The following is a 24312-nucleotide window of genomic DNA, read 5'->3' as shown; positions in this document are numbered from 1 at the left end:
GCAATCGAATGGTGACCTTCGTGCGCGGCCAGATACATCAATGTACGCAGCGCATAGTCGGTTTGAACGGACAATCTCATAAAAGATGCATATCATATATTGCTTTTAAAGGCAAAGGGCGATAAAAGGTGTATATCAAATGCATCTTAAGCGAGTCGAGACAATGACCGAACCAGGATATGCCGAACGCGCCCGAGCGAAGAAAATGGCGCAAGCCCATGCGATGGGCATCGACGATGCGCTTATCTCCGATCTGGTCGAGACTTTCTATCGCGCGGTCCGCAGCGACGCGCTGCTCGGGCCGATATTCGAGGCCCATGTCGCGGAATGGACACCCCATCTCGCGAGAATGAAGGATTTCTGGGCATCTGTAGCGCTGGAGCCGGGGCGGTTTCGCGGCAATCCGATGCTCAAGCATATTGCAGTCGGCGGTCTCGATCATGTGCATTTCGATCGCTGGCTGGTACTGTGGAACCGGACGCTGGACGACGTTGCCCCCAATGATGCGGCGGGCCAGGTCTTTCGCGAGGCGGCCGGGCGGATCGCATCCAGCCTGCTCACCGGCATCAAGGTTCAAAGAGACGGCCTCGGGTCGGGCTCTTCTGCAAGGAAGACATTGTCATGCTGATGGATTTCCAGATCGAAGGCGGCCAGGCGGTTGCGGCAGAGATCAACGCGGAAATGCAGGGTTTGTCAGACCGGTGTCGGGCGCCGCGCACGAAAGCCGGACCTTTGAACTGCCCGCGTCGATATGGACCACGATGTTCGGTTCCTATGCCGTCTTTTTCGGAGCCCTGTTCGTCGCCACCGGTCGGGGCGTGGCGGCGATATTCGCGCTGCTGATCAGTATTGCCTATACGGTCATGTATTTTGGTACGGCGGCGGTGTTGAACAGAGTCAGCGCACGCGAACGGGAAATATTGCCGCAGGCTCATGCCACCGGCGGCATCGATACGCAGACCGGCTGGATGGATGATGCGGCGGTTCATGCCCAGATTTTGACCGTGCCGATTTTGCTGGCGGTCTTCGCCTGCGCCTTTGCCTTTATCCGGGCGCTGGTCTGATGGCCGGCCCCGCCGAGCCGGCGGTCCCCTACGCCGCATCGCGGATATTCGACGAACAGAGCCTGCCGGACAAGCTGCGCAACGAGCATAGCACCAAAGACGGCACCTGGGGGCTGCTGCGGGTGCTGGAGGGCGAGGTCGAGCTGGTCTTCATCGACCCGCCATCACGGCGTCTGGTCACCGTCGACAATCCCGCGCCGATCCCGCCGCAGGATCTGCATTTTGTCAGGCTGACCGGTCCGATGAAGATGCAGGTCGAATTTTACCGCGAACATCCCCTGCCGCAGCAGGGCGGGGCCGCCTGACGATCAGCCGCCGGCCTGCGCATCGGCGCGCTTGACCTGCTTGTGGTCGTCTTCGATCAGGCCGCGCTTCCAGTAGCTTGAGATATAGAGGCGATCGGGCCCGAAACCCTGCTCGACGCGCAGATATTCACGCAGCAGCTTCATCGCCTCGAACTCGCAGGCAACCCAGGCATAAGCCAGATCGCCCACCGCAGGCAGCGCGCGCGCGGCATCGGCGAGAAGCGCGGGATTGGCACCCAGATCGGCGTCGACCAGCCAGTGGACCGTGACGCCGTCCGGCTTGGTGAGCGCCTGCCTGTCGGCCTCGTCCCGGACAAGCAGGATCGCATCCCCGGTCGCGTCCGCGGGCAGGGCTTCCAGATTGACCGAAATGGCGGGCAGGGCGGTCATGTCACCGACCAGCAGGAACGGTCCGCGCCCCTCGGGCAACGGCTTGGCATCGCCAGGACCGCCAAGCCGGATCATGTCGCCCGGCTGCGCCTTGAGCGCCCAGCCTGTCGCGGGCCCGGAATCCTCGTCCGACCCGTGCAGGGCAAAATCGACGGCAATGCCGTTTTCTGACTGGTGGCGGATCGTATAGGTCCGCACCAGAGGCCGCCCGCCTTCGGGCCCGGGCAGCATCAGCTTGACATAGCCGCCGCTCTGGCCGGCGGGGAAACCGGCCAAGCCGTCACCGCCCAATGTCACGCGGTGCATATTGGGGGTGACGCGAACGCTGTCCGTCACTGTCAAGTTTCTCGGTTCTGGTCGTGCCATATTTTTTCCATTCATTTGGTCTTGTGGTTATCCATTCCTGCCCGAAGCGCCACGGTGCCACGGGCTCGCAAGTGTAGCGGCACGCGGCCGGCCAATGTATCTGTCCCCTGCAATCAGGCCGGGACAGAGGGGGAAAACAGGTCGCTCCAATATCGTTTGATCCGCTGCTTGGCGCTATATTCCATCATGGTCATGGCGGGAATCAGCAGTTGCAATATGATCGCTCCGAACAACACGCCGAAACCCAGGCTTGCCGACATCGGGATCAGGAACTGCGCTTGCAGGCTGGTCTCGAAGGTGATCGGGGCGACGCCCAGGAAGGTCGTCAGCGAGGTCAGCATGATCGGCCGGAACCGCGATTTGGTTGCGCTGATGATTGCATCCTCGATTGCCATGCCCTCGCGGAGATTTTCGTTGGTAAAGTCGATCAGGATAAGCGATCCGTTCACGATCACGCCGGACAGGGCGATCATGCCGAACATGCTGAGTACGCCGAGCGGCAGTCCCAGAATCAGGTGGCCGATCAGCGCGCCGATGATGCCAAAGGGGATCACCGCCATGATGATCAGCGGCTGCATATAGGAGCGAAAAGGTATCGCCAGCAGCGCGTAGATCATCAGCAAGGCCGCGCCAAAGGCGATACCCAGATCACCGAAGGAATCTTCCTGCTCCTGCTGTTCGCCGCCGAAACTGTACAGCAATTGCGGATAGTCCGCCTGCAGTTCGGGCATGATCTCGTCGGTCAGTTGCTTGGCGATTTCCTGGCTGGTGACGATATTGGTGTCGATATCGGCGGTTACCGTCGTGATCCGTCTGCCGTCGGTCCGGCGGATGACCGCAGGGGCCTGGCCGAAGGAGACCTCGGCCAAGGTGGCGAGCGGGACTTCACCGCCCGGAACGCGGACGCGGAAGCGCTCGACGTCGATGATCGAATTGCGTTCCTCTTCCGGCAAGCGGATATAGACGCGCATGTCTTCCGACCCGCGCTGTACGCGCAGCGCCTCGCTACCGAAGAAGGCGGCACGCACCTGCAGCGCGACATCCTGCAGGGTTACGCCCAGCGACCGCGCCTCGGGCTTCAGCCGCAACTGGATTTCCTTGAGGCCCTGATCCTGATCGCTCTCGATATCGAACACGCCGGAAAAGCGGTTCAGCCTCTCCATCAGTTTCAGCGAGGCGGATTCCACCACCGCCGGATCGGGATCGGAAAGCTGTACATCGACCGGCGCGCCGATCGATATCAGGTCCGATGCGAAGACCAGCGAGCGCGCTTCGACGACTGGCCCGACCTTTTCGCGCCATGCATTTTCAAAGTCCCGGGAAGCCAGCGCGCGCTCGTCCCCGGGGGTGAAGCTGAACTGGACGCTGGCAATATTCGAGGAGAAGCCGCCATTTGTGAAGTCCGGGCCGCTGCTCCGGGGCTCCTGCCCGATCAGGGTGAATATGCCGCGCAGGGGCGACTCAGCGTCCTCGTCTTCCCGCTTTTCAAATTCCGCAAATGTCTCGCGGCCCTTCTGCTCGATGAAGCGGGCCATTTTTCGGTCTCCGCAATTGTCGTTCCGGTCGGCATTTCCAGACTGGCGGTGACGACATCGGCTTCGATAGCCGGAAAGAAGGAATTCTTGATAATGCCCGCCGGGATCAGCGAGCCGATCAGGATGAGCAGGGCCAGACTGCCGGCGAGGATCACGAACGGCATGCGCACGGCATAGCGGACCGCCCGATCGAGCGGTCCGTTGACGAACTTCTGATATTCGACATCGACCTTGGTCTGCACCCGTTCGAAAAAGCGGGTGACGGGATTGCGTGTCGGCGTACCGGGGGCCGGCAAGTGGCTGAGATGATTGGGCAGAATCAACAGGCTTTCAACCAGCGACAGGAAGAGGACCGCCACGACGACGAGCGGGATGTCGGCCAGAATCTTGCCCATGACGCCGCCGATCGCAAACAGGGGGGAAAAGGCGGCAACGGTTGTCAGAACGGCAAAGATGACCGGCATGGTGACCCGCCGGGCGCCGCTGACCGCTGCACCCATTCCGGTGCGGCCGGCCTCGCGCCGGGCATAGACGCTCTCGCCGACGACAATCGCGTCATCGACCACCAGCCCGAGGGCCAGAATGAAGCCGAACAGGGAGAACATGTTGATGCTCGATCCCGCCAGATCGAGCAGGAAAATCGCGCCGACAAATGTAACCCCGATGCCCAGCGCGGTCCAGGCCGCGAGCCGTATGTCGAGAAACAGGGTAAGTGCGATCAGCACCAGAAACAGACCGATCGCCGCGTTTTTCAGCAAAAGCGTCAGCCGGTCGTTCAGCAATTCGCTGTCATCGCTCCAGATCGCATAGGAAATGCCCTCCGGCAGCGAGTGGGCGAACGGCCCTTCGAGATATTCCCTGGTGGCGCGGGACACATCAAGCACACGCTCGTCGCTGCTGCGGAAAACCTCGACAAAGGCCACCGGCTTGCCGTTGTACAGGGACACGAGATCGGCATCCTCGAACTCGTCGCGGATATTCGCGATCTGTCCAAGCCGGATCAGCGCGCCATTTTCGTTGCTCACCAGCACGATGTCTTCGAAATTCTGCTGGTTGTAATTCTGGCCGATGGTCCGGACGCGCACTTCTTCGCTGTCGGTATCGATCGAGCCGGCGGGACTGTCGAGACTGCTGGCGGCGACGGTGCGCGATATGTCGTTCAGCGAAAGCCCGAAAGCCTGCAGCGTATCCTGCGGCACCTCGATCGACACTTCGTAATCGCGGATCGAGCTGGTGTCGACGAAGGAGATTTCCGGCAGCGCAGCGAGCGAGTCCTCCAGCCGATAGGCGGTCTCCTTCAGCGCGCTTTCCGAAACATCGCCGAAAATGGCGATGCGCACGACGCTTTGCCGCGTGGTCAGTTCACGTACGCTGGGTTCTTCCGCTTCGGCGGGGAAGGACTGGATCTGGTCTATCTCGGCTTTGACATCATCCAGCGCCCGGTCGATATCGGTACCCAGTTCCAGTTCGATCGACACCGATCCGGTATTCTCGGCAGCAGTCGACTTGATCTGTTTGACATTCTCCACCGCCTCGACGGCTTCCTCGATCTTCTGGACGATCGACTCCTCGACCTCGTCCGGCGTGGCGCCGGGATAGGCCACGCTGACCTGGATCGTGTCGAGACTGTTCTCCGCGAACACCTCCTGGACAATCGTCCGGTAGGACATGATACCGGCGACGATCAGGAATATCATCAGCAGATTGGCGGCGACACCGTTGCGCGCCATGAAGGCGACAACGCCGCTCTGCTGCAATATCTCCGTGCTCGGCTGTTCCGGCAGGGACGGATCTCGATTGGCTGAATCTGTCATTTTACCGCTTTGGCCTTTGGTTCCGCCTTGGCGGCGGGCTTCGCAGCTGCAGCCGATGTCCGCGGCTGGGCAACCCGAACGCGCAGGCCTTCGGTCGCAACCTTCAGATTGCCGGTAACGGCGACCGGATCGGGTCCCAGTCCCTTGGTGCTGATCAGCGCGCTCTTGTCGGTTCGCTGATATATTTCCACGGTGACGATATGCAATTTGCCGTCCCGCACCAGCCAGACCTCGTTCCCCGCCTGCAGGGCTGCCAGCGGCAGCACGGCATATTCATCCAGCGCCCGGCCGCTGATCTCGGTGTCGACAAAACTGCCGACGAACAGGGGAGGGGCGGAGGATGCCGTGGCTGACTTTCCGTCATTTTCGGCAACAGCCGCCGGCGCGCCACCCCGCAGCGGATTCGGGATGCGCAGATATACGTCAATTGTGCGGGTCTGCGGGTTGAGCACGCCGTTGACGCGGTCAACATAGGCAGGCCAGCGATAGCGGATGCCGCCATAGTCGGAATATATCGCGGCTTCGATCCGGTTGCCCGAACCGGCGCGGAACAGCTGCGGGATAAGCGCCGCATCCTGTTCGGAGAGCGGAATAACCGCTTCATAATCTGCGGTCGCCACCATCGAACCCAGCGCCTGACCGGGCTGAACATAGCTGCCGACGGCTATGTCCTCGGTACGCACAATGCCGGAAAAAGGCGCGCGAACCACGGTGCGTTGCAGCGCCGTCTGGGCATTGGCCAGATTGGCCTGCGCCCTTCGCAGCCCGGCGCGGGCGGATTGCAGTTGCGGCTCTCTTGTTGCCAGACCATTGGTCGCGATATTCTGACGGGCCTGTGGCGTGTCCGCGCCATTTTTCCTGGCCAAGGCATCCGGCGGCAGGATTTTTGCCGCATAGTCATTGCCGTCAACGCTTGCATAGGCATTGCCGCCGCTGACGGCGCGCTGCTGGAAGCGGTCGAGTTCGGCTTTCGCCAGAGTCACTTCCTCTTGTGCCTGCAGGACCGAAATGCCCTGCGATGCGACATCGGCCTGCGCGGTTTGCACGGCGTTGCGATAATCGGATGTGTCGATGCGGAACAGCACCGCCCCCCGCGCGATGCGCTGGCCTTCGCGCAGGTCCGGATTGACATAGACAAGCTTGCCGGAAACTTCTGCGGCGAGGGTCAGTTCCTCGCGGGCCCGCACGGTTCCCGCGCCCCTGACCATGAGATTGCCGGAACGGATTTCCAGCTTTTCCGCTTGGACCAGCGGGACGAGTTCATCCGGCGCCTTTTCTTCCGGATCGGAACGGAGCAGGATCAGGACCGCAGCGATCAATATTGCCGCGAGCAGGATCAGGCCGCCGATTACGCGTTGCCTTTGCACTTAATTTTCTCCTTGAATGGCCGAAGGGGCGGCCATGATATCTGGCGCCTGGGGAACATCGTCCCAGCTGCCACCCAGGGCCCGGTGTACGCCGAGCCGTGCCAATGCCACGTCGCGCGCGGCCGATGAAAGCGATGATTCTACCTGATATTGCGCCCGCAACGCGTCGAGATAATCGACATAGCTGCCGACGCCATTGGCAAAGCGGCGGGACTGCAGGCCTGCTGCCGCTTCCGCCTCGTCCAGTTGGGAGAACAGGAACCGGTAGCGCTGCCGCTCTTCTTCATACCGTTCGATAGCCGTGGTGACTTCCTGATAGGCGGTCAGCACGGTGCGCGCATAGACGGCTGTCTGTTGCGCATATTCGGCATCCGCGACCTCGATATTGGCCTGGATCCGGCCACCCTGGAACAGCGGGGCGGTCAGGCCCGCGCCCAGGTTCAGCACCCAATTGTCAAATATGTCGAACACATCCGATGCTGCTCCCGCCTGGCTGCCGGTGCTCGCAGAAAGGCTGAGCGACGGGAAGCGTTCCGCTCGCCGCGCGCCGAGATTATAGCGTGCCGATTCGAGCCGCTGGCCTTCGGCAAAGACATCCGGCCGCTGGGCCAGCAGGTCGATCGGCAGGCCGGAGGGGACCGGTGCGAAGTCCAGCTTGGGGGTCAGGCTCCCGCCGATCAGCTCGTCCATATTATTGGCATATCGGCCGACCAGAACGGCCAGTTGACCTTCCGTCGCCGCCAGCTGGCTTTCCCGCTGCGGCAGACTGGCTTGTACGTTGCGGAAATCCTGACGGACCTGATAGAGTTCAAAAGAGGTGATCAGGCCGCGGCTATAGCGGTTCTCGCTTTGCTCGACCCGATCACCGAGGACATCGATGATGCGGGTGGTGAGCGCGATCTGGTGGCGCGCATCGACGATGTCGAAATAGCTGGTGATCGCTTCCGCCAGTACCGCCAGGCGAACGGCTTGCAGATCGGCGGCGGAGGCAATGGCGTCGGCGCGGCCGGCCCGCGCATCATTGCGCAGCTTGCCCCAGATATCCAGCTCATAGGAAAAGGCGAGGCTGGAGGAATAGGTTTCATTCTGCAGCCGTCCTCCTCCGGCCACCGCACCAAAGCTGGTTCCGGCGGTCGGGGAATCCGAATAGCTGCTGTCCAGTCCGGCATTGATCTGCGGGAACAGACCGCTTTTGGAGATACGCGCCCGCGCCTCGGCGGCGCGCAATCTGGCTGACGCCTCTGCCAGATCCAGATTCTTGCTCAGCGCTTCGTCGAGCAGATTGTCGAGCACCGGATCCTCGAACGATGTCCACCAGCGCGCGGGTTGATAGCGACCATCGGCCTCGCCCTGTTCGAAGGCTGGCGGCATGCCGGCGGCGATCCCGGGGGCTGGCGAATCGGGTGCGAGACTCGCGCAGCCACTGACGGCGAACGCCATCGCAAGCAGCGTAAAACGGGGGCTCCTGAACTGTTTTGTCACAAATTTATCCGCGGTTGAATCGGCTTGGCCTTTACCAAGCATCAATAATATGCCATCAAAGAAATTGAACGTCAACGTTTAAATTGAACGCAAGCGTTCAATTTGTAAATATTTTCGTCCGGAAAGGAATATAATCGTGGAAAATACGGAGGTTGATATGCTGAAAGAACGGGCCGACCGCCCGTCCAGCCAGCGCAAGATCGCCAAGATTCTGGCCGCTGCCCGTATCGAATTCTTCACTTCCGGCTTTTCCGCCTCCAGCATCGAGGCGATCGCCGCGCGCGCCGAAGTCTCGAAGGTCACCATCTATAGCTGGTTTAAAAACAAGGAAAATCTTTTCGCCGAGGTGGTCAAGGCGCAATGCCGTGAAATGAGCGAAAGCCTGGTCGGCGAAAATTCAAAGACCAGAAGTCTGCGCGAGACCCTGATCTCGGCGGCCGAAAATATGCTGAGCGCGATAATGGTAGAGGAAAGAATCCGTTTTGACCGGATAATGGCCGCAGAAGTCAACCGGGATCCCAAAGTCGGCGCCTATTTTCTCGACAATGGCCCCCGTGCGCTGTTGCAAAATCTCATCGATCTGCTCAAAATCTCGCGGGACAAGGGCGAAATCCAGAGTGACAATCTGGTCTTTTCGGCAGAAATGTTCGTGAGTCTCGTGATCGGGAGAATCGATGTGTTTCTTCGCTATGGCGAGACAATCAAGCTGACCACGCCACAGAAACGCGAGCGCGCCAAGCGGGCCGTCGATGCCTGGATGCTCATCCACCAGAAATAATCTGGCGAAAAGCGGTTTATTCCCGAACCGCGCCCAGCGCAGCACCCGCGACAAAAGGGGTGATGGCGACCAGCAGCAGCGAAATGGCCGAGAGAAACAGCAGGGCGCTGCTGCCCTGCGCCGAAAGGCTTCCCGCGCCGAAAATCAGCAGGGGAATGGCAAGCGGAACCAGCAGCAGTCCGCCCAGCGCGCCCGCTCCCTTCATCCCGGCGGTGAGTGCCGCGATCATCACCGCAAGGCCGGCCAGCGCCGGTGTCGCGATCGCCAGACTCGCGAGCAGCCTGCCAAGGGCTTCGCATTCCAGACCCATCAGTCCGCTCGCCAGAAATGCAGCCAGCAGAAGCGGCGGACCAAAAGCCAGCCAGTGGGACACCAGCCGCGCGGCGGCGATTGTCTCGTCGGACAGGCCGCGTACGATCATCTGGTCGTACACACCATTTTCCAGATCGGGCTGGATCAGCCGGTCGAGCGGCAGCAGAGTCGCCAGCAAGGCCGCGATCCACAGGATGCCGCCGCCGGTCTGCAGCAGCAAAGCGCGGTCCGGACCCACAGCAAAGGGAAATAATGTTGCTGCCGAAAGATAGAATATCACCGGCAGCCAGGTTCCGCCGCTCGCATAGCTCTGCCGCACATCGCGCCAGATGATGGTGGCAAAGCTGTGCATCACAAACATGCCTCCAACTCTTCCAGCGGTTCGAGCTGCAGGGCGTAATCAAAAGCAATCGGAAGCGGGATATGGCTGGCCGCAAGAATGATCCCACCGCTATCGAGATGCTCCTGTAACATGCGTCCCATTTGATCCACCGAATCGCTATCCAGGCCATTGGCTGGCTCGTCGAGCAGCCACAGCCTGGCATCTGCCAGATAGGTGCGTGCCAGCCGCGCCCGCTGTCTCTGCCCGGTTGAAAAATAGCGCACCGGCACTTCTGCCAGATGGTCCAGCCCCGCCCGCGTCATCGCAGCAGCGGCATCGTCCGGTGTCTTGCCGTCCAGTTTCGCCCAGAAGGCCAATGCCTGTTCGAGCGGCAGATGTTCGTCCAGCGCCAGCCGGTCATCGCATAGGGCTTTTCTGTCCGGAGCCATGAAGGTTCCCGCCGCCGGCTGGAGCAGACCGGCCAGCAGCCGCAGCAGGCTGGATTTGCCGACGCCATTGGGGCCGGTGAGCAATCCGGCCTGTCCCGGCTGCAGCGAAAAGTAAGGTTGCGGAACAATAGTCGTTCGCCGCGCACACAGCTCAACGCCTCGACGACTAGCCGATTATGGCTTCCGGTTGACTGGGTCTTGCTCATCGCACAGACTTAAGACATGGATTGGCGTGAAAGCCAAGCAAGGAGCGATAAATATGGTGGCGCAACTGAATGACGACGAACGCAAGGCGGCTCTCGCCAAGCTGCCGGGCTGGCAATATGACGGGGAGCGCGATGCCATCAGCCGCTCGTTCAAATTCTCCGATTTCACCGAAGCCTTCGCCTTCATGACCCGCGTCGCCTTGCACGCAGAAAAGGCCGATCACCATCCCGAATGGTTCAATGTCTTCAATCGCGTCGACATATTGCTGACCACGCATGACGCGGGTGAAAATGGCGGATTGTCGCAGCGCGACCTCGATCTGGCTGCTGTGATCGAGGCCTGCGCCTAGGCGCTATTTCTCTTCCGATCCGGCAAGAACGTCGCCAAGGTTGCTCGCCAGACTGACCGACTGTTTGCGCACGCGGCCGGGCATCCAGCGGGCGGCAAAAGCCAGCTGTTTCGCCATTTTGTTGACCGGGGTGTGCAGCTTGTCGCCGTGCACCGCGCCCCAGGCCGCTGGACCGATGATAGAGACCGGACTGACCATGACGCCCGCTTCCTCAAGCCGTTCCTTGCCGCTCTGGTTGGTGCCTTCGACGACCTCGGAAATGATATTGGTGTCGATGAAGCCCGGCATCAGCGAGCGCGACTTGATGCCATATTTGCGCAATTCGATATCATGCGATTCGGCCAGGCCGCGCACGGCAAATTTGGTCGCGCTGTAGACGCTCAGGTCGGCGACCCCGTAAATGCCCGCTGCCGAAGCCGTATAGAGAATGCAGCTGTCAGGCGTGCTCTTGAGCATCTCGAAACAGGCGCGGGTGCCGCTAATTACGCCGGTCAGGTTGATCGCGATCATCCGGTCGATGGCCGCGTCCTCCATATCCTGGATCGCACCGCCTTCACCGATACCGGCATTGTTGAACAGGACATTCATCGTGCCGCCGGTGATCGCGCCAAATTCGGAAACCGCCTGTTTCCATTGCGCCCGGTCGGTGACGTCGAGCTTGTGGATAGAGCTTTGACCGTCGGGCAACAGCGCTGCCGTTTCGGCCATGCCCTTGTCATTGACATCGGCAATCCCGACGAACCAGCCTTGCGCTGCAAAATAGCGACCGACTTCGCGACCGAGACCGGAGGCCCCTCCGGTGATGAAAATAGTCTTCTGCCCACTTTGATAGCCCATGAATCCGCTCCCGCCTCGTTATTAACATTGATGTTCATTCGAGCGGTTTTTGGCGCGAACGTCAAGTCAAGTTGGACATGCGCGATAAAGCGCGTCACTATATATTCCGATGCCTGTTTCCGGTCCTTCCATCAGCCTGCACAAGCTGAGCCGCCATTACGGTACGGTTCGCGCTGTTGACGGGGTTTCGCTGGAAATAGCGGCGGGCAGTCTGGTCGCCCTGGTCGGCCTGTCGGGCTCGGGAAAATCGACCCTGCTGAAGATGATAAACCGGTTGGTCGAACCGGATAGCGGTACAATTTTCATCGCTGACGAAGCCATCGACTCGGTCGATCCCCATATCCTGCGCCGCCGTATCGGTTATGTGTTCCAGAATATCGGCCTGTTCCCGCATATGACCATCGCGCGCAATATCGCCATCGGGCTGGAACTGGCAGGCGAGACAGAGGGCAGGGACGAGAGGGTCACCGAATTGCTCGATCTGGTCGAACTGCCGCAGGACATGGCCTCGCGCATGCCGGATCAGTTGAGCGGCGGCCAGCAACAGCGCGTCGGCGTCGCCCGGGCGCTGGCGACGCGGCCCGGCCTGATGCTGATGGACGAGCCCTTTGGCGCGCTCGACCCGGTGACCCGCGATAGCCTGACCGACCAGTATAAGGCGCTGCACCAGCGGCTCGGTCTTACCACGATCATCGTCACCCATGACATGGCCGAAGCGCTCTATCTGGCGGATCGCATCCTGGTGATGGAGGGCGGGCAGATCAAGGCGGATGCCACGCCCGCCGAGCTGCTGTCCGGCAATGTCGGCGAAGAAGCCGAGGCGCTGGTCGCCATCCCCCGGGCGCAGGCCGCGCATCTCATCGCCTTGGGTAAAAAGTCATGACCGAGGCGTGGCAACAGGCTTTGTCGCGGGTGCCGGAATTGCTCGCCGCCCATGTCCAGATCAGCGTCTCGGCGCTTGCCTTGGCGATGCTCATCTGCCTCCCGCTCGCCATCTGGGCGGCGCGGTCACCCAGAGTGGCTGCGGTCGCGCTGACGCTCGCCAGCCTGATCCAGACGATCCCCGGACTGGCGCTGCTGGCGCTCTTCTATCCGCTGCTGCTCGGTATATCGGCGCTGATCGGTGGCGGCATCTCCGCCTTCGGTTTCCTGCCGGCTCTGCTCGCGCTGACTCTCTATGCCTTGTTGCCGATCCTGCGCAACGCGGTGACCGGATTGTCCGGGGTCGATCCGGCAGCGAAGGAAGCGGCGGACGGTCTCGGCATGACCAGCAGCCAGAAATTATATTATGTCGAAGCGCCTCTGGCGGCGCCTACGATCATGGCCGGTATCCGCACCGCTGCGGTCTGGACCATCGGCGCAGCGACGCTGTCCACCACGGTTGGCCAGCCCAGCCTTGGCGATCTGATTTTCGCCGGATTGCAGACGCAGAACTGGACATTGGTGCTGGCCGGTTGCCTGTTCTCCGCGGCGCTTGCGATTTCGGTCGATCTTCTGCTCGGGCTGATCGAGCGGGGCATCCGCGAACGGCGCCGGATATTGGCATGGGCCGGGATGGCGATTATTGCCGCAGGCCTGCTGGTCGCGACGCTGCCGCTGATGATCGCCCGCGACAATATTGTGGTGATCGGGGCCAAGGGCTTTTCCGAACAATATATACTCGCGCGGCTGATCGGGTCGCGGCTGGAAGAGGCGGGCTATGCCGTTCGCTACCGCGACGGGCTGGGTTCCGCTGTGGTCTATCAGGCTTTGTCTGAGGGCGATGTCGATGTCTATGTCGACTATTCCGGCACGATCTGGACCAACCAGATGCAGCGCAGCGACAGCCAGCCGAAATCGGCGATGCTCGACACGATCGGTCAATGGACCAGCGCCAATCACGGGGTTAAAATGCTCGGCGCGCTGGGCTTTGAAAATACCTATGCCTTCGCCGTGCGGCCGGAAGACGCCCGGACAAAATCGCTCCGGACACTGGATGATCTGGCGCGGGTGTCTAGTGATTTCAATTTCGGCACCGATGTCGAGTTTCTCGAACGGCCCGAATGGCAAATGGTGCGCGATGCCTATCCGATCCGCTTCAAACATGCCCGCTCGTTCAGCCCGACCTTCATGTATCCGGCGCTCGCCAGTGGCGAGGTTGACGTTATCTCGGCTTTTTCCTCAGACGGGCGGATTGCCGCCAATAATTTCGTCGTGCTGGACGATATAAAGGGGGCCGTTCCATCCTACGAAGCTATACTGTTGCTGGCACCGAAGCGCGGTGGCGACGATAAATTTGTTGCCGCACTAAAACCCCTGATCGGCGCAATCACGGTAGAAAATATGCGCGAGGCCAATTATACGGTCGACCGGGACGCGGACAAGAAAACACCCCGGCAAGCCGCACGCTGGCTGAACGATAAATTGAGGGAATGAATGTGAAATCTGCTTTTGCAAATCTGTTAAGAATGGCCGGTCTGGTCGCACTGCTGTTCATGGCAAGCTTCTCGGTCGCGGCGCGGGCGGAAGTGACGGTCACTTTCTATTCGCATGATTTCGGCAAGAATTTCCCGCACGCTTTCTTCGTCGCGAAGGGGGAACTGGCCGATGGCCAGAAAGTCGACACCGGATTCGGCTTTACCGCAATCAACGTGTCGCCGGGCATCTTGTTCGGATCGGTCAAGGGCCACGTCAAAGCTCCATCCGCCGACTATATCGCGAGCAGCAACCCGCATTTCACCGTGAAAGTGAGCGACAAGAAATATCGCGAACTGCTCGGCGTGGTCAAAAAATGGCAGGCTATCCCGCAGAAAAGCTATAGTCTCAACAAGCGCAATTGCGTGCATTTCATCAATGACGTGATCAAGACGCTGGACCTCAAGACCAATTTGAAAACGGCCAACTGGAAAAAGCCGCGGTCCTTCATGGAAGAGGTCATGAAGCTCAATCCCTTTCTGAAATAATAAAAGAGGCGCGCGATATGACGGACGTTTGCATGATCATCGGGGCAGGCGCCGGCATTGGCGGCCATGTCGGCAAGCGTTTCGCGCAGGACGGCTATCATGTCGCCTTGTGTCGTCGCAGCGATCAGGCCGGTCTCGACGATATGGTCGCCGAAATCGAAACCGCCGGCGGCAAGGCCTCGGGCCATTTGCTCAACGCGGTGGACGAGGGCGCGATCGAGAAGCTGATCGACGATGTCGAGGCCGATATCGGGCCGATCAATGTAGTGGTCTATAATCTCGGGGCGCAGATCGGCAACCGGGCGCTGGCGGATACGCCGCTGAAGACATTTGAACTGGGCTGGCGGATGGGCACGCTCGGTGTGTTCCGGGTGGCACAAAAGCTGTTCCCGAAGATGGTTGAACGCGGGGGAGGGGCGCTATTGGTGACCTCCGCGACCTCGGCGATGCGCGGCAATGCCGGGCAGCATAGTCACGCGGCCGCGATGGGCGGCCGGCGGATGCTGTGCCAGACGCTCAACGCGGAATTTGCGCCGCAGAATATCCATGTCGCGCATATATTGATCGATAGCGCGGTCAACGCGCCGGACACGCTGGGCAAGCTGCTCGGGCCGGAGCGTTTCGCCAAATTGCGGGAAGCCAAGGCTAACGGCAAGGACGAGATCATGGAACCGGCGGCAATCGCCGACACCTATTTCCATATCGCGCACCAGCACCGCTCGGCCTGGACGTTTGAACTCGATATGCGTGCCTTTACCGACAGCGCCTGGTGGAATCATCCGGTCGATCTCTAGCCGCTACATCACCATCACATGATAATGGTGCCAGGTGAATATCGCCACGGCGCCGCGATGCGGGGACCAACTTTGCGCGATATCGCGAACTTCCTTTTCCGATGGGCGCGCCGGCAGGCCGAGAAAATCGCCAACACCCACCTGTATCGCAAGATCACCAGCCGGCCAGATATCGGGGCGGCCCTGCGCGAACAGCAGATAGATTTCCGCCGACCAGCGGCCAATGCCCTTGACCTTGGTCAGCAGCGCGATCGCCTCCTCGTCATCCTGCGGCAGGTTTTGAGGTCGAGCCCGCCGGACAATATCAGCTCCGCCAGGCTTCGCGCATAGCCCTGTTTCTGGCGCGACAGGCCGCAGGCGCGCAGCTCGTCAAATTCGGTGGCAATCAGCGCTTCAGCCGGGCAACCGTCGCCCAGCCGCGCTTCCAGCTTGTTCCAGACCGCTGCTGCCGACGCCACGCTGACCTGCTGGCCGACGATGGTACGGAGCAGAGTTTCATAGCCTTCCGGCCGGATGCGCGGCTCGGGATAGCCGGAGGATTCAATGGCGGCGGCCAGTCGCGGTTCAACCGCAGCGGCATGGTCCAGTCCGGCTTTGATCATTTCTTTTGATAGGCCCATCGATTTCCCGCTCTTGTTTCGGCCCTTGATTCTTTTTGAAGGTCCAGACATAGCGTGCGGGATTTTCAATGAACAGTCACTAAGGGGTAGCTATGCCAACGATTCACGTAACCGGCCGCGATGGCGAAGAAAAAGCGGTTTCCGTCGATGCCGGAGTCAGCGTCATGGAAGCGATCCGCGACAACGGATTTGACGAATTGCTCGCTCTGTGCGGCGGCTGCTGCTCCTGCGCAACCTGCCATGTCCACATCGACGCGGACTGGAAAGCCAAATTGCCGGAAATGAGCGAAGACGAAGATGACCTGCTGGAAAGCAGCGACCATCGCGACGAATATTCGCGGCTCAGCTGCCAGATCGAATTGTCCGACGAACTCGACGGCCTGAAGGTCCGGATCGCCGAAGAAGACTGATTGCTTCAGACCGAATGCAAAAAGGGGCCGCTTTTCAGCAGCCCCTTTTTTGTCCGGTTCAAAATCTAGTTGGCCAGTTTGACAATCGCGCGCGGGCTTCCTTCCGGGCCGCTCGTCGCGTCTACCTTCCAGTGCATGTTTTTCAGCGAACCATCGACGGTGAGGCCATCTTCGGTATTGTTGGACAGCACGGTGCCATCGGTGACGATGGTGAAGGTCCCGTCGATCAGTTGCGCTTTTGATACGTCCGATGGACCGCCCAGCGAAGGCGGGCGCAAATTGCCCACCAGTCCGCCAGCGCTTGCCATGGCCGGCGTCAGTATCTCGAGTTCGCCCTTGCTGCGCCTGATGACCTGGACGAAGGGAAATTGCATCGTTGCCCCCGGTATCGTGGGAAAAGCCAGCATCCGGTCGAATTGGCCGCTGATGGCATATTCGACCTCGAACATATTATCACCGATATATTCGACCTTGTTCCAGCCATCATATTTGGCGAGTTTCGCGGCAAAAAGCTTCAGGCCTTCATCATCGCCGGGTACCGCTCCTCCGAAAATAGAGCGCATCGCGGCGTTTTTCTGGTCTTCCTCGCTTGAACCGCTTTCAGCCTGCTCGCCATCTGCGATGCCCGACGGCGAAGACATGGCATCGTCACCGCCCTCAGCGAGCTGCATCTGCCCATTATAGACAAAACTATAGCTGCCGTCGTTCATCAGGCGCAGTTCCGATTCGAATTTGCCCGGAATGAGCAGGCAGCCGACCAGCAGCAGCGGCGCGACCAGAGCCAGCAACCATTTGCAAAATCTCTCCACGGCTATTCTCCCCTTTGTCTGGTAAACTCCGCATATAAGGCGATCGCGGCGGCGTTCGACACGTTCAGGCTTTCCATCTTGCTGCTCATCGGCAAGCGGGCCAATGTGTCGCAATGTCCCGCGACATTCTGTCGCAGGCCTTCGCCTTCAGCCCCCATGACCAGCGCGATCTTGCCCGTGCCCATCGCCGGCTCGAGCTCGTCGGCAGCATCGCCATCGAGTCCGATTCGCCAGTATCCGGCATCGGCAATATCGTCGAGGGCGCGGGCCAGATTGACCACGCGGACCCAGGGGACGATTTCCAGCGCCCCGGATGCCGATTTTGCCACGACCCCCGATTCGGGCGGGGCATGCCGGTCCTGGGTGATGATCGCCGCCGCGTCAAAGGCAGCGGCGGAGCGCAATATCGCGCCGACATTATGCGGGTCGGTGACCTGATCCAGCAGCAGCAACGGTCGCTCGCTCTGCTGGTCGAGTATATCGCCGAGCCAGATATCGGGCAGGGGGTCGACATCGGCGACCATGCCTGATGCGGTGCATCGCGCGGAATCACGCGTCCCAGATCGGCAACGTCACTGATCACCACCGGAATATCGTCGGGAATCTCAAGCGTTGCCAGGGCCTCGCGGGTGATCGAGATTTTCTTGATCACCCGTCTCGGATTGTCGAGCGCGGCTTCTACAGCATGACGTCCCCAGAATTTGAGACCACCACCGGTTTTCTTTATCGATTTGTTCTTGCGTGCCATATTGGCTCTCTAGACGCTATGTCTGCTGCCGACAGCCTTTTTTTCTGCAAATTTCAATGGGCAGGCATTGACAGTTTGTCATCCCTTCGTCATTGAGCCGCTCTTGTCGCCGATGGCGGCCTTGGATACCCGGATGGACAGGTGGCCGAGTGGTTAAAGGCAGCAGACTGTAAATCTGCCCGCGTAAGCGTACATAGGTTCGAATCCTATCCTGTCCACCATTACCCTATATCCCAACATCCCTGACTATCCCCTTCTGCGTTTTCGTCGAAATATGGCCGGCTTCGGGCCTTTGGCACATAAGCCTGAGCGTGACGCTGTACGGGGGCAAGTCGAAGTTGCATTCGTAGAGGGAATTCGGCAAGAGGCTGGGCATTTACAGAACGGTTTCCCAATGCATAGTTCAGGACATAAACTTACCTATCGCCCGGAAATCGACGGTATGCGCTGCATCGCTGTTGCGGCTGTCTTGATTTATCACCTGAAGATCACCGTCGCAGGAAGCTCTATTCTGCCAGGGGGCTTTCTTGGCGTTGATTTGTTTTTCGTTCTGTCAGGTTTCCTGATTACCAAAATCCTCTTGGAGGAATTGCAAACGCAGGGCAGGATCAGCTTTGGCCGGTTCTATGCACGGCGTGCGCGACGTATTCTTCCCCCCTTGCTCTTGGTCATGCTGGTCAGTCTTCCTGTGGCCTTGGCCGTTTTGCTTCCGAGTGAGCTAAGCCGTTTTGGTTCGTCGCTGATTGCCAATCTTTTTTCGTGAGCAACCTTTTCTGGGCAGATCAGCTTGGCAGCTATGGAGCGCAGTCAAGCCTGCTGCAACCGTTTCTGCATACATGGAGCCTTGCGATCGAAGAGCAGTTCTACCTTCTTTTCCCTCTGGTTCTGCTCGGTTTGTTCAAGATCGGTACAAAAATGCGATCTGGATCGGAATCGTTGCCATGGCCCTTATCAGCCTTGTGATCGCCCATATGACCACGATCCACCGGGCAGATCTTTCGTTTTTCTCTCCCCTTAGCCGGGCGTGGGAATTGCTTGCCGGATCCGGGCTTGCATATCTGTCTCAAAACGCCCGGATGCTCTGCGCAGTGGACGGATCGCGGGCTTATTCCGTTGTTTTCGCTTCTCGTTATCGTCGGCTATTTTGTCGCCTTTCACTTTGGCCAATACACACATCCTGGCCTGCCCACTTTGCCTTTCATCTTGGCGTGCTGTGGGCTTTTGTGGTTTACCCAGCCGGGTGAACCGGTGACGAAACTTCTGTCCACCTCTCCCTTCGTGTTCATCGGAAAGCTCTCTTACTCAATTTATCTTTGGCACTTTCCGGTGTTTGCCTTCGGTCGACTGACCAACTTGGACGGCGTGACCGCAGCGGACCACGCGCTTTGGATTGTTGTAACCCTCGCCCTCTCGGCTGCGGGCTACTACGCGATCGAAAAGCCGTTTCGCTTTCGCATACCGGGCCGGGCCTTTGTGGCGACGACATGCACGGCCACTCTCGCGATCGCGGTTTTGCGGGGCTAAGCAGTTTCACCGATGTGCTGTCGCAGCACCGGCTTGCCAAGCTCGACGCGCTCTATCAGGACAATATCTACGATAATGAAGTGCTGCAAAAGCAATCTTGGTCGATCCTGAAGGATTTGAATCCCGATTCAAGCGAAGGCGAACCGGAGGCCCATGTGGCGTCACGCCACGAGAAAGAAGATCTTTGGTTCAAAGATGCAGGCGGTCCGAAGATATTGGTCGTCGGAAATTCCCACAGCAAGGATTTCTTCAATGGGCTGTATCTGAACGCTGATGGGTATGAGGTCGCGCGCTATGGCCTTCGCAACAATTTGGCAAGTCCGAAGTGGATACACTTTTCGCCTCGCCGAACTTTGCCGCAGCCGATATTGTCATGGTCGCGACAAAATATGATTCCACCAAGATGGCGAACCTGAGCGCCGCCCTTAAAAGCATGCGCACGCGCGAAAAAGGGTCATTCTGATTGGGAACACGGCAGAGTTTGAATCACCCGGGGTGCTGCCGATATTCGATTGGTACTTGCGGCGTTCCGGTGATCACGCGAGCCTTGAGAAACTGAATGCGCTTGCTCCGCGCTATGAGGTTGCCAGCGTCGCGCCGCTCAACCTGGCTTTGCGTGACCTTGCTGAGCAACTGGATATCCGGTTTGTCTCGCGCAGGGATTTGGTGTGTGACGATGCGGTCGGGTCTTGTCATCTGATGACGCCTGATGGGAAGAAGGCGATGTTTGACGGGCATCACTGGACGTTGGACGGCGCGCGCTACTTTGTGCGGCGTGCCCTTGAACAAGGTCTTTTGGAGTAGCGCCAGCGTCATGTATTGTCGCCCGGACCGGGTATTCGTGCTGGCCTGCTGCCCATGAATGGGTGTCGGGCGCTGTGACGCGCCGGGCTGTTGCACCATCCTGTTTGTCGCGCTCTGCCGGATTTTCGAAATTGCACATTGCATCAGGTGCACTATCTGGGTAATACACCGTCTTGTTGATCGCGATTGAAACAGGAATCCGTGTATGCTGGAACTCAAGAATGTGACCCATATCTACCCGAACGGTACGAAAGCGCTGGACGATGTCAGCCTGTCGATCCCCAAGGGCATGTTCGGTTTGCTCGGTCCCAATGGCGCGGGAAAATCGACCTTGATGCGGACGGTGGCGACGCTGCAGACTCCCACGCAGGGCGAGATTTATTTCGGCGATCTGGATATTTTGCAGGAGCCGGAGAAACTGCGCGAATCGCTTGGTTATCTGCCGCAGGATTTCGGCGTCTATCCGCGTGTTTCGGCTTATGACATGCTCGACCATATGGCTGTATTGAAGGGGATCGCGTCGGCAGCGGATCGCAAGGCTACGGTCGAGACCCTGCTCAGCCAGACCAATCTCTGGGATGTCCGCAAAAGGCGATCGCCGGTTTTCCGGCGGGATGCGACAACGTTTCGGCATCGCCCAGGCGCTGATCGGCAATCCCGAGCTGATCATCGTCGACGAGCCGACAGCGGGCCTTGATCCCGAGGAACGCAACCGCTTCCTCAACCTGCTCGCCGAAATCGGCGAGAATGTCGTGATCATATTGTCGACCCATATTGTCGAGGATGTCGCCGACCTCTGCCCGCAGATGGCGGTCATCGCCAACGGCCGGATCGAGCTCGAGGGTGCACCGCTCGACCTGATCGAGAAAACCGGCGGGACGATCTGGTCCAAAACGATCCGGCGCGAGCAGCTCGACGACTATCGAGCCAAATATGAAGTCATCTCCACCCGCCTTTTCGCGGGCTCGACGGTCATCCACATCCTCAGCTCCAGCGATCCGAAGGACGGCTTCGCAGCGGTGAATGGCGGGCTGGAGGATGTCTATTTCTCGACTTTGGCCGGCGCGCGCAAGGATATCATCACCGAAGCCACGGCGGCCTGAGCGGGAGAGACAGGATGTTCGGCAAAATCGCTGCGTTTGAACTGCGTTACCAGCTTCGCAACCCGGTTTTCTGGGTGGTTACCACTATCTTCTTCCTGCTCACCTTCGGGGCGGCAACATCGGAAAATGTGCGCATCGGCGATGGCGGCAATGTCCACGCCAACAGCCCGGCGGCGCTGGCCGAAACGACGATCATATTGTCGATTTTCTTCATGTTCGTGACCACCGCCTTCGTCGCGAATGTCATTGTCCGGGATGATGACAGCGGGTTCGGGCCGATGGTGCGGTCGACCCGGGTTAGCAAGTTTGACTATCTGATCGGCCGGTTCACCGGCGCTTTCGGCATATCCGCGATCGCTTTTCTGACCGTGCCCCTGGCGGTTTTTCTCGGCAGTCACATGCCCTGGTCGACCCGGAAACGCTTGGTCCCAACCGGCTCGGTGATTATCTCTACGCCTATTTCCTGCTGGCCTTGCCTTCGATATTCCTGACATCCTGTCTTTTCTTCGCCGTTGCCACCGTCACCCGGTCGATGATGTACAGCTATGTCGCCGTCATCATCTTTCTGGTGCTTTATCTGGTGTTCAGCGCGGTCACCGAATTCGATCCCGCGTTGCTCTTGTTCAGCGCCTATGCCGAGCCGTTTGGCGGAGCCGCCTATGAATATATAACCCGCTATTGGACCGCAGCGGAAAGCAACAGCATGATGGCGCCCTTTGACGGGGTGCTGCTGGCCAACCGGCTGATCTGGATCAGCATTTCCTTGGCGTTCCTGGCCTTCGCCTATTCGCGCTTCAGCTTTGCCGAGCGCGGGGTGTCGAAACGGAAGCTGAAGAAGCAGCAGAAGAAGGCCGCAGCGCTCGCTAAGGAGAAGCCGGTATTGCTCGCAACCTTGCCCGCCGCCAGGCCGGGCGCAGCCACCTGGGCGAGACTGGCCGCTCGAACGCGCTTCGAAATGTCCCAGATCTTCAAAAGCCCTGCCTTTTTCATCATCGTCTTCATCGGCCTGTTCTCCTCCGGGGCCGCCCTTCTGCTGAACACCGTGCCCTATGGCACGCCTGCCTATCCCAGGACATTCTATGTGATCGGCATCCTCGAAGGCGGTTTCACGCTATTTCCAATGATCCTCGCCATTTTTTACGGCGGCGAGCTGGTCTGGCGTGATCGCGACCGGAAAATGCACGAGATCATCGATTCCACCTCCTTGCCGAACTGGGCCTATATGGTGCCCAAGGCCCTGGCGGTTATCGGCGTGCTGCTGGCTGCACTGGTCATTTCCATGTTGTCGGCGATGCTCATTCAGCTGGGCAAGGGCTATACCGATCTGGAATTCGGCAAATATCTGCAATGGTATCTGTTGCCCGGCACGGTGGAAATGGTCACGCTCGGCATCTTGTCGGTATTTGTCCAGGCGCTCAGCCCGAACAAATATATCGGCTGGGGCATCATGGTCCTCTACATGGTGGCGACGATTGTCTTCAACATCATCGGATGGAATCATCCGCTCTATCTGTTCGGTCAGGGCATTCCGGTGCCGCTTTCGGATATCAACGGCGATATGGTCAGCGGTGTCGGCGCCTGGTGGGTCCGTCTCTATTGGGGTGCCTTTGCTGCGATATTGGCACTGCTGGCGCATTTCATCTGGCGGCGCGGGACTGAAACGAGCCTGCTGCCGCGCATCCGTCAGCTGCCGCGCCGGCTGGTCAGTCCGGCAGGCGGATTGCTGGCGATATTGGTAGCGTTCACTGCCGCGACCGGCTTTTACATCTACCAGAACACCAATGTGCTGAACGAATATGTCGCGCGTGACGGCCTTGAGAAAATGCAGGCCGAATATGAGAAGAAATATCTGAAATATGAAGGGCTGAAGCAGCCGGCCTTCACCAGCATCAAGCTGGATATCGATATTTTCCCCGAAGAGAAAAAGCTGGACGTTTCCGGTTCTGCGGACATTGTGAACGACACCGGCGCTCCGGTAGAGGTTCTGCACGTGCGTTTCCAGGATCCTGTCGTCGAGGTCCTGTCCGTCGATATTCCCGATTCAAAGCTGGAAATGAACGACGAAAAATATAAATATCGCATCTACCGGCTCGACACTCCTATGGCGGTCGGCGAACATAGAAGCATCGCCTTCAAGGCCCGTCGCCAGGCCAGGGGCTTTAAGGCCCGTGACAATGATGTGCGCCTCGTCAGCAACGGTACTTTCCTGAACAACAGCGAATTTTCGCCGCAACTGGGGATGAATCGCGCCGGATTGCTGACCGACCGGACAACGCGCCGCAAATACGGGCTACCCTCGGAACTTCGGCCACCGAAGCTTGGCGACGAAAGCGCGCGGGAGCAAAATTATGTTGGCAATGCCGACTGGGTAATGTCCGATATCACTCTGAGTACCAGCAAGGAGCAGACCCCGATCGCGCCCGGTAGCAAAATATCGGACGAGGTGAAGGGCGACCGGCGCATCGCGAGATTTGTCTCGACCAATCCGATCCTCGCCTTTTTCTCGATCCAGTCGGCAGAATATGCGGTCGCCGAACGCAGCGCCAACGGCGTCGACATGGCGGTCTATTATCAACCGGAGCATGGCTATAATGTCGAGACCATGCTGGATGCGACCGAAATATCGCTGGCTTATTTCCAGAAGAATTTCGGACCCTATCAGTTCGACTATGCGCGGATAATCGAGTTTCCCGGCTATGCCAGCTTCGCGCAGGCCTTTGCCGGGACCGTCCCCTATTCCGAGCGGATAGGGTTTCTGGCCAATATAACCGATCCGGACAATATTGACTATGTGACCTATGTGACAGCGCATGAATTCGGCCATCAATATTGGGCGCATCAGCTAATCAGCGCCAATATGCAGGGCGGGACACTGATGGTGGAAACCATGGCGCAATATTCGGCACTGATGGTGATGAAGCAGATCTACGGCGAGGATAAAATCCGCCGCTTCCTCAAATATGAGCTCGACAATTATCTCA

General features: G+C 59.3%; 24 protein-coding genes, 1 tRNA gene and 4 pseudogenes. 18 read left to right on the top strand and 11 right to left on the bottom strand.

Annotation, left to right across the window (positions count from 1 at the left end):
- The first annotated feature begins 163 nt into the window (after positions 1–163).
- The 3 genes from C8024_RS14415 (at position 164) to C8024_RS14405 (ending at position 1369) form a co-directional block, all read left to right on the top strand.
- Positions 164–628 carry a group III truncated hemoglobin gene (locus C8024_RS14415; RefSeq protein ID WP_173206431.1) on the top strand — a complete coding sequence of 155 codons (465 nt, stop codon included), beginning with the start codon at positions 164–166 and terminating at the stop codon, positions 626–628.
- Between the two features lie 73 nt (positions 629–701).
- Positions 702–1064 carry a hypothetical protein gene (locus C8024_RS14410; RefSeq protein WP_173206428.1) on the top strand — a complete coding sequence of 121 codons (363 nt, stop codon included), beginning with the start codon at positions 702–704 and terminating at the stop codon, positions 1062–1064.
- Entirely contained in the window at positions 1064–1369 is a 306-nt protein-coding gene (locus C8024_RS14405; protein ID WP_173206425.1) for a DUF1971 domain-containing protein, read from the top strand. Before C8024_RS14410 ends, C8024_RS14405 begins: the two co-directional genes overlap by 1 nt.
- Before the next feature lie 3 nt (positions 1370–1372).
- Here the strand turns inward: C8024_RS14405 and C8024_RS14400 are convergent, their stop codons facing one another.
- From C8024_RS14400 to C8024_RS14380, 5 genes are all read right to left on the bottom strand, one after another.
- On the bottom strand, positions 1373–2095 hold the full coding sequence (locus C8024_RS14400) for a siderophore-interacting protein (protein WP_367947359.1): 723 nt from the start codon (positions 2093–2095) through the stop codon (positions 1373–1375).
- Between the two features lie 143 nt (positions 2096–2238).
- Positions 2239–3660 (bottom strand): efflux RND transporter permease subunit, encoded by a 1422-nt coding sequence (locus tag C8024_RS14395; RefSeq protein WP_173206420.1) that lies wholly within the window; start codon positions 3658–3660, stop codon positions 2239–2241.
- Positions 3558–5474 (bottom strand): efflux RND transporter permease subunit, encoded by a 1917-nt coding sequence (locus C8024_RS14390; RefSeq protein ID WP_173206417.1) that lies wholly within the window; start codon positions 5472–5474, stop codon positions 3558–3560. The genes C8024_RS14395 and C8024_RS14390 overlap by 103 nt, the downstream gene beginning before the upstream one ends.
- Complete coding sequence (locus C8024_RS14385; protein WP_173206411.1) at positions 5471–6841, bottom strand: HlyD family efflux transporter periplasmic adaptor subunit; 1371 nt, start codon at positions 6839–6841, stop codon at positions 5471–5473. Before C8024_RS14385 ends, C8024_RS14390 begins: the two co-directional genes overlap by 4 nt.
- Positions 6842–8323, bottom strand: coding sequence for a TolC family protein (locus C8024_RS14380; protein ID WP_367947358.1), 1482 nt, complete (start codon positions 8321–8323; stop codon positions 6842–6844).
- A gap of 157 nt (positions 8324–8480) precedes the next feature.
- Between C8024_RS14380 and C8024_RS14375 the strand changes: the two genes are divergently transcribed.
- Positions 8481–9101: a TetR/AcrR family transcriptional regulator gene (locus tag C8024_RS14375; protein ID WP_173206409.1), complete on the top strand. Its 621-nt coding sequence runs from the start codon at positions 8481–8483 to the stop codon at positions 9099–9101.
- A 16-nt stretch (positions 9102–9117) separates the two neighbouring features.
- On the opposite strand, the gene C8024_RS14370 is transcribed toward C8024_RS14375, so the two are convergent.
- Positions 9118–9765, bottom strand: coding sequence for a heme exporter protein CcmB (locus C8024_RS14370; protein WP_173206516.1), 648 nt, complete (start codon positions 9763–9765; stop codon positions 9118–9120).
- Entirely contained in the window at positions 9765–10268 is a 504-nt protein-coding gene (locus tag C8024_RS14365) for an ATP-binding cassette domain-containing protein (protein ID WP_367947357.1), read from the bottom strand. The genes C8024_RS14370 and C8024_RS14365 overlap by 1 nt, the downstream gene beginning before the upstream one ends.
- A gap of 175 nt (positions 10269–10443) precedes the next feature.
- Between C8024_RS14365 and C8024_RS14360 the strand changes: the two genes are divergently transcribed.
- On the top strand, positions 10444–10740 hold the full coding sequence (locus C8024_RS14360) for a 4a-hydroxytetrahydrobiopterin dehydratase (protein ID WP_173206404.1): 297 nt from the start codon (positions 10444–10446) through the stop codon (positions 10738–10740).
- A gap of 3 nt (positions 10741–10743) precedes the next feature.
- Here the strand turns inward: C8024_RS14360 and C8024_RS14355 are convergent, their stop codons facing one another.
- A complete protein-coding gene (locus C8024_RS14355; protein WP_173206402.1) occupies positions 10744–11577 on the bottom strand; it encodes an SDR family oxidoreductase in 834 nt (277 codons plus the stop codon).
- Positions 11578–11686: 109 nt separating this feature from the next.
- Here C8024_RS14355 and C8024_RS14350 point away from each other — a divergent pair, with 109 nt between their 5' ends.
- From C8024_RS14350 to C8024_RS14335, 4 genes are read left to right on the top strand one after another with little or no spacing between them, the layout of a single operon-like run.
- Complete coding sequence (locus C8024_RS14350; protein ID WP_173206399.1) at positions 11687–12460, top strand: ABC transporter ATP-binding protein; 774 nt, start codon at positions 11687–11689, stop codon at positions 12458–12460.
- Positions 12457–13992: an ABC transporter permease/substrate-binding protein gene (locus C8024_RS14345; protein WP_173206396.1), complete on the top strand. Its 1536-nt coding sequence runs from the start codon at positions 12457–12459 to the stop codon at positions 13990–13992. The genes C8024_RS14350 and C8024_RS14345 overlap by 4 nt, the downstream gene beginning before the upstream one ends.
- A 2-nt stretch (positions 13993–13994) precedes the next feature.
- The gene (locus tag C8024_RS14340) at positions 13995–14519 is read left to right on the top strand and encodes a hypothetical protein (protein WP_367947356.1); all 525 of its coding nucleotides are present in this window, start codon (positions 13995–13997) and stop codon (positions 14517–14519) included.
- Between the two features lie 32 nt (positions 14520–14551).
- Complete coding sequence (locus tag C8024_RS14335; RefSeq protein WP_254305951.1) at positions 14552–15313, top strand: SDR family NAD(P)-dependent oxidoreductase; 762 nt, start codon at positions 14552–14554, stop codon at positions 15311–15313.
- Between the two features lie 3 nt (positions 15314–15316).
- On the opposite strand, the pseudogene C8024_RS14330 reads toward C8024_RS14335, so the two are convergent.
- Positions 15317–15933: pseudogene (locus C8024_RS14330) on the bottom strand (DNA-3-methyladenine glycosylase).
- A gap of 92 nt (positions 15934–16025) precedes the next feature.
- Here C8024_RS14330 and C8024_RS14325 point away from each other — a divergent pair.
- Entirely contained in the window at positions 16026–16343 is a 318-nt protein-coding gene (locus C8024_RS14325; protein WP_100092549.1) for a 2Fe-2S iron-sulfur cluster-binding protein, read from the top strand.
- A 65-nt stretch (positions 16344–16408) separates the two neighbouring features.
- Here the strand turns inward: C8024_RS14325 and C8024_RS14320 are convergent, their stop codons facing one another.
- On the bottom strand, positions 16409–17152 hold the full coding sequence (locus C8024_RS14320; protein WP_173206388.1) for a hypothetical protein: 744 nt from the start codon (positions 17150–17152) through the stop codon (positions 16409–16411).
- Between the two features lie 2 nt (positions 17153–17154).
- Positions 17155–17900, bottom strand: a pseudogene (rlmB, locus tag C8024_RS14315) (23S rRNA (guanosine(2251)-2'-O)-methyltransferase RlmB).
- A gap of 135 nt (positions 17901–18035) precedes the next feature.
- Between rlmB and C8024_RS14310 the strand changes: the two are divergent.
- From C8024_RS14310 to C8024_RS14275, 8 genes and pseudogenes are all read left to right on the top strand, one after another.
- Positions 18036–18121, top strand: a tRNA-Tyr gene (locus C8024_RS14310).
- A 53-nt stretch (positions 18122–18174) separates the two neighbouring features.
- Positions 18175–18663, top strand: a complete 489-nt coding sequence (locus C8024_RS14305; RefSeq protein WP_173206385.1) for an acyltransferase — start codon at positions 18175–18177, stop codon at positions 18661–18663.
- Between the two features lie 272 nt (positions 18664–18935).
- The gene (locus C8024_RS14300; RefSeq protein WP_217272222.1) at positions 18936–19424 is read left to right on the top strand and encodes an acyltransferase; all 489 of its coding nucleotides are present in this window, start codon (positions 18936–18938) and stop codon (positions 19422–19424) included.
- The gene (locus tag C8024_RS14295) at positions 19385–19840 is read left to right on the top strand and encodes a hypothetical protein (RefSeq protein ID WP_217272221.1); all 456 of its coding nucleotides are present in this window, start codon (positions 19385–19387) and stop codon (positions 19838–19840) included. Before C8024_RS14300 ends, C8024_RS14295 begins: the two co-directional genes overlap by 40 nt.
- 37 nt (positions 19841–19877) lie before the next feature.
- A pseudogene (locus tag C8024_RS14290) lies at positions 19878–20228 on the top strand (SGNH hydrolase domain-containing protein); the annotation flags it as partial.
- 205 nt (positions 20229–20433) lie between these two features.
- Positions 20434–21331 (top strand): annotated as a pseudogene (locus tag C8024_RS14285) (ABC transporter ATP-binding protein).
- 14 nt (positions 21332–21345) lie between these two features.
- Complete coding sequence (locus tag C8024_RS14280) at positions 21346–21822, top strand: ABC transporter permease (RefSeq protein ID WP_173206374.1); 477 nt, start codon at positions 21346–21348, stop codon at positions 21820–21822.
- A partial coding sequence (locus tag C8024_RS14275; protein ID WP_173206371.1) for an aminopeptidase occupies positions 21804–24312 on the top strand: 2509 nt, incomplete at its 3' end. The genes C8024_RS14280 and C8024_RS14275, both read left to right, overlap by 19 nt.

It is taken from the genome of Sphingopyxis sp. BSNA05 (assembly GCF_013265645.1).
GTDB lineage: Bacteria > Pseudomonadota > Alphaproteobacteria > Sphingomonadales > Sphingomonadaceae > Parasphingorhabdus.
Note: the sequence above shows the minus strand (reverse complement) of the source record. Positions and strands in the feature narration are given on the sequence as shown.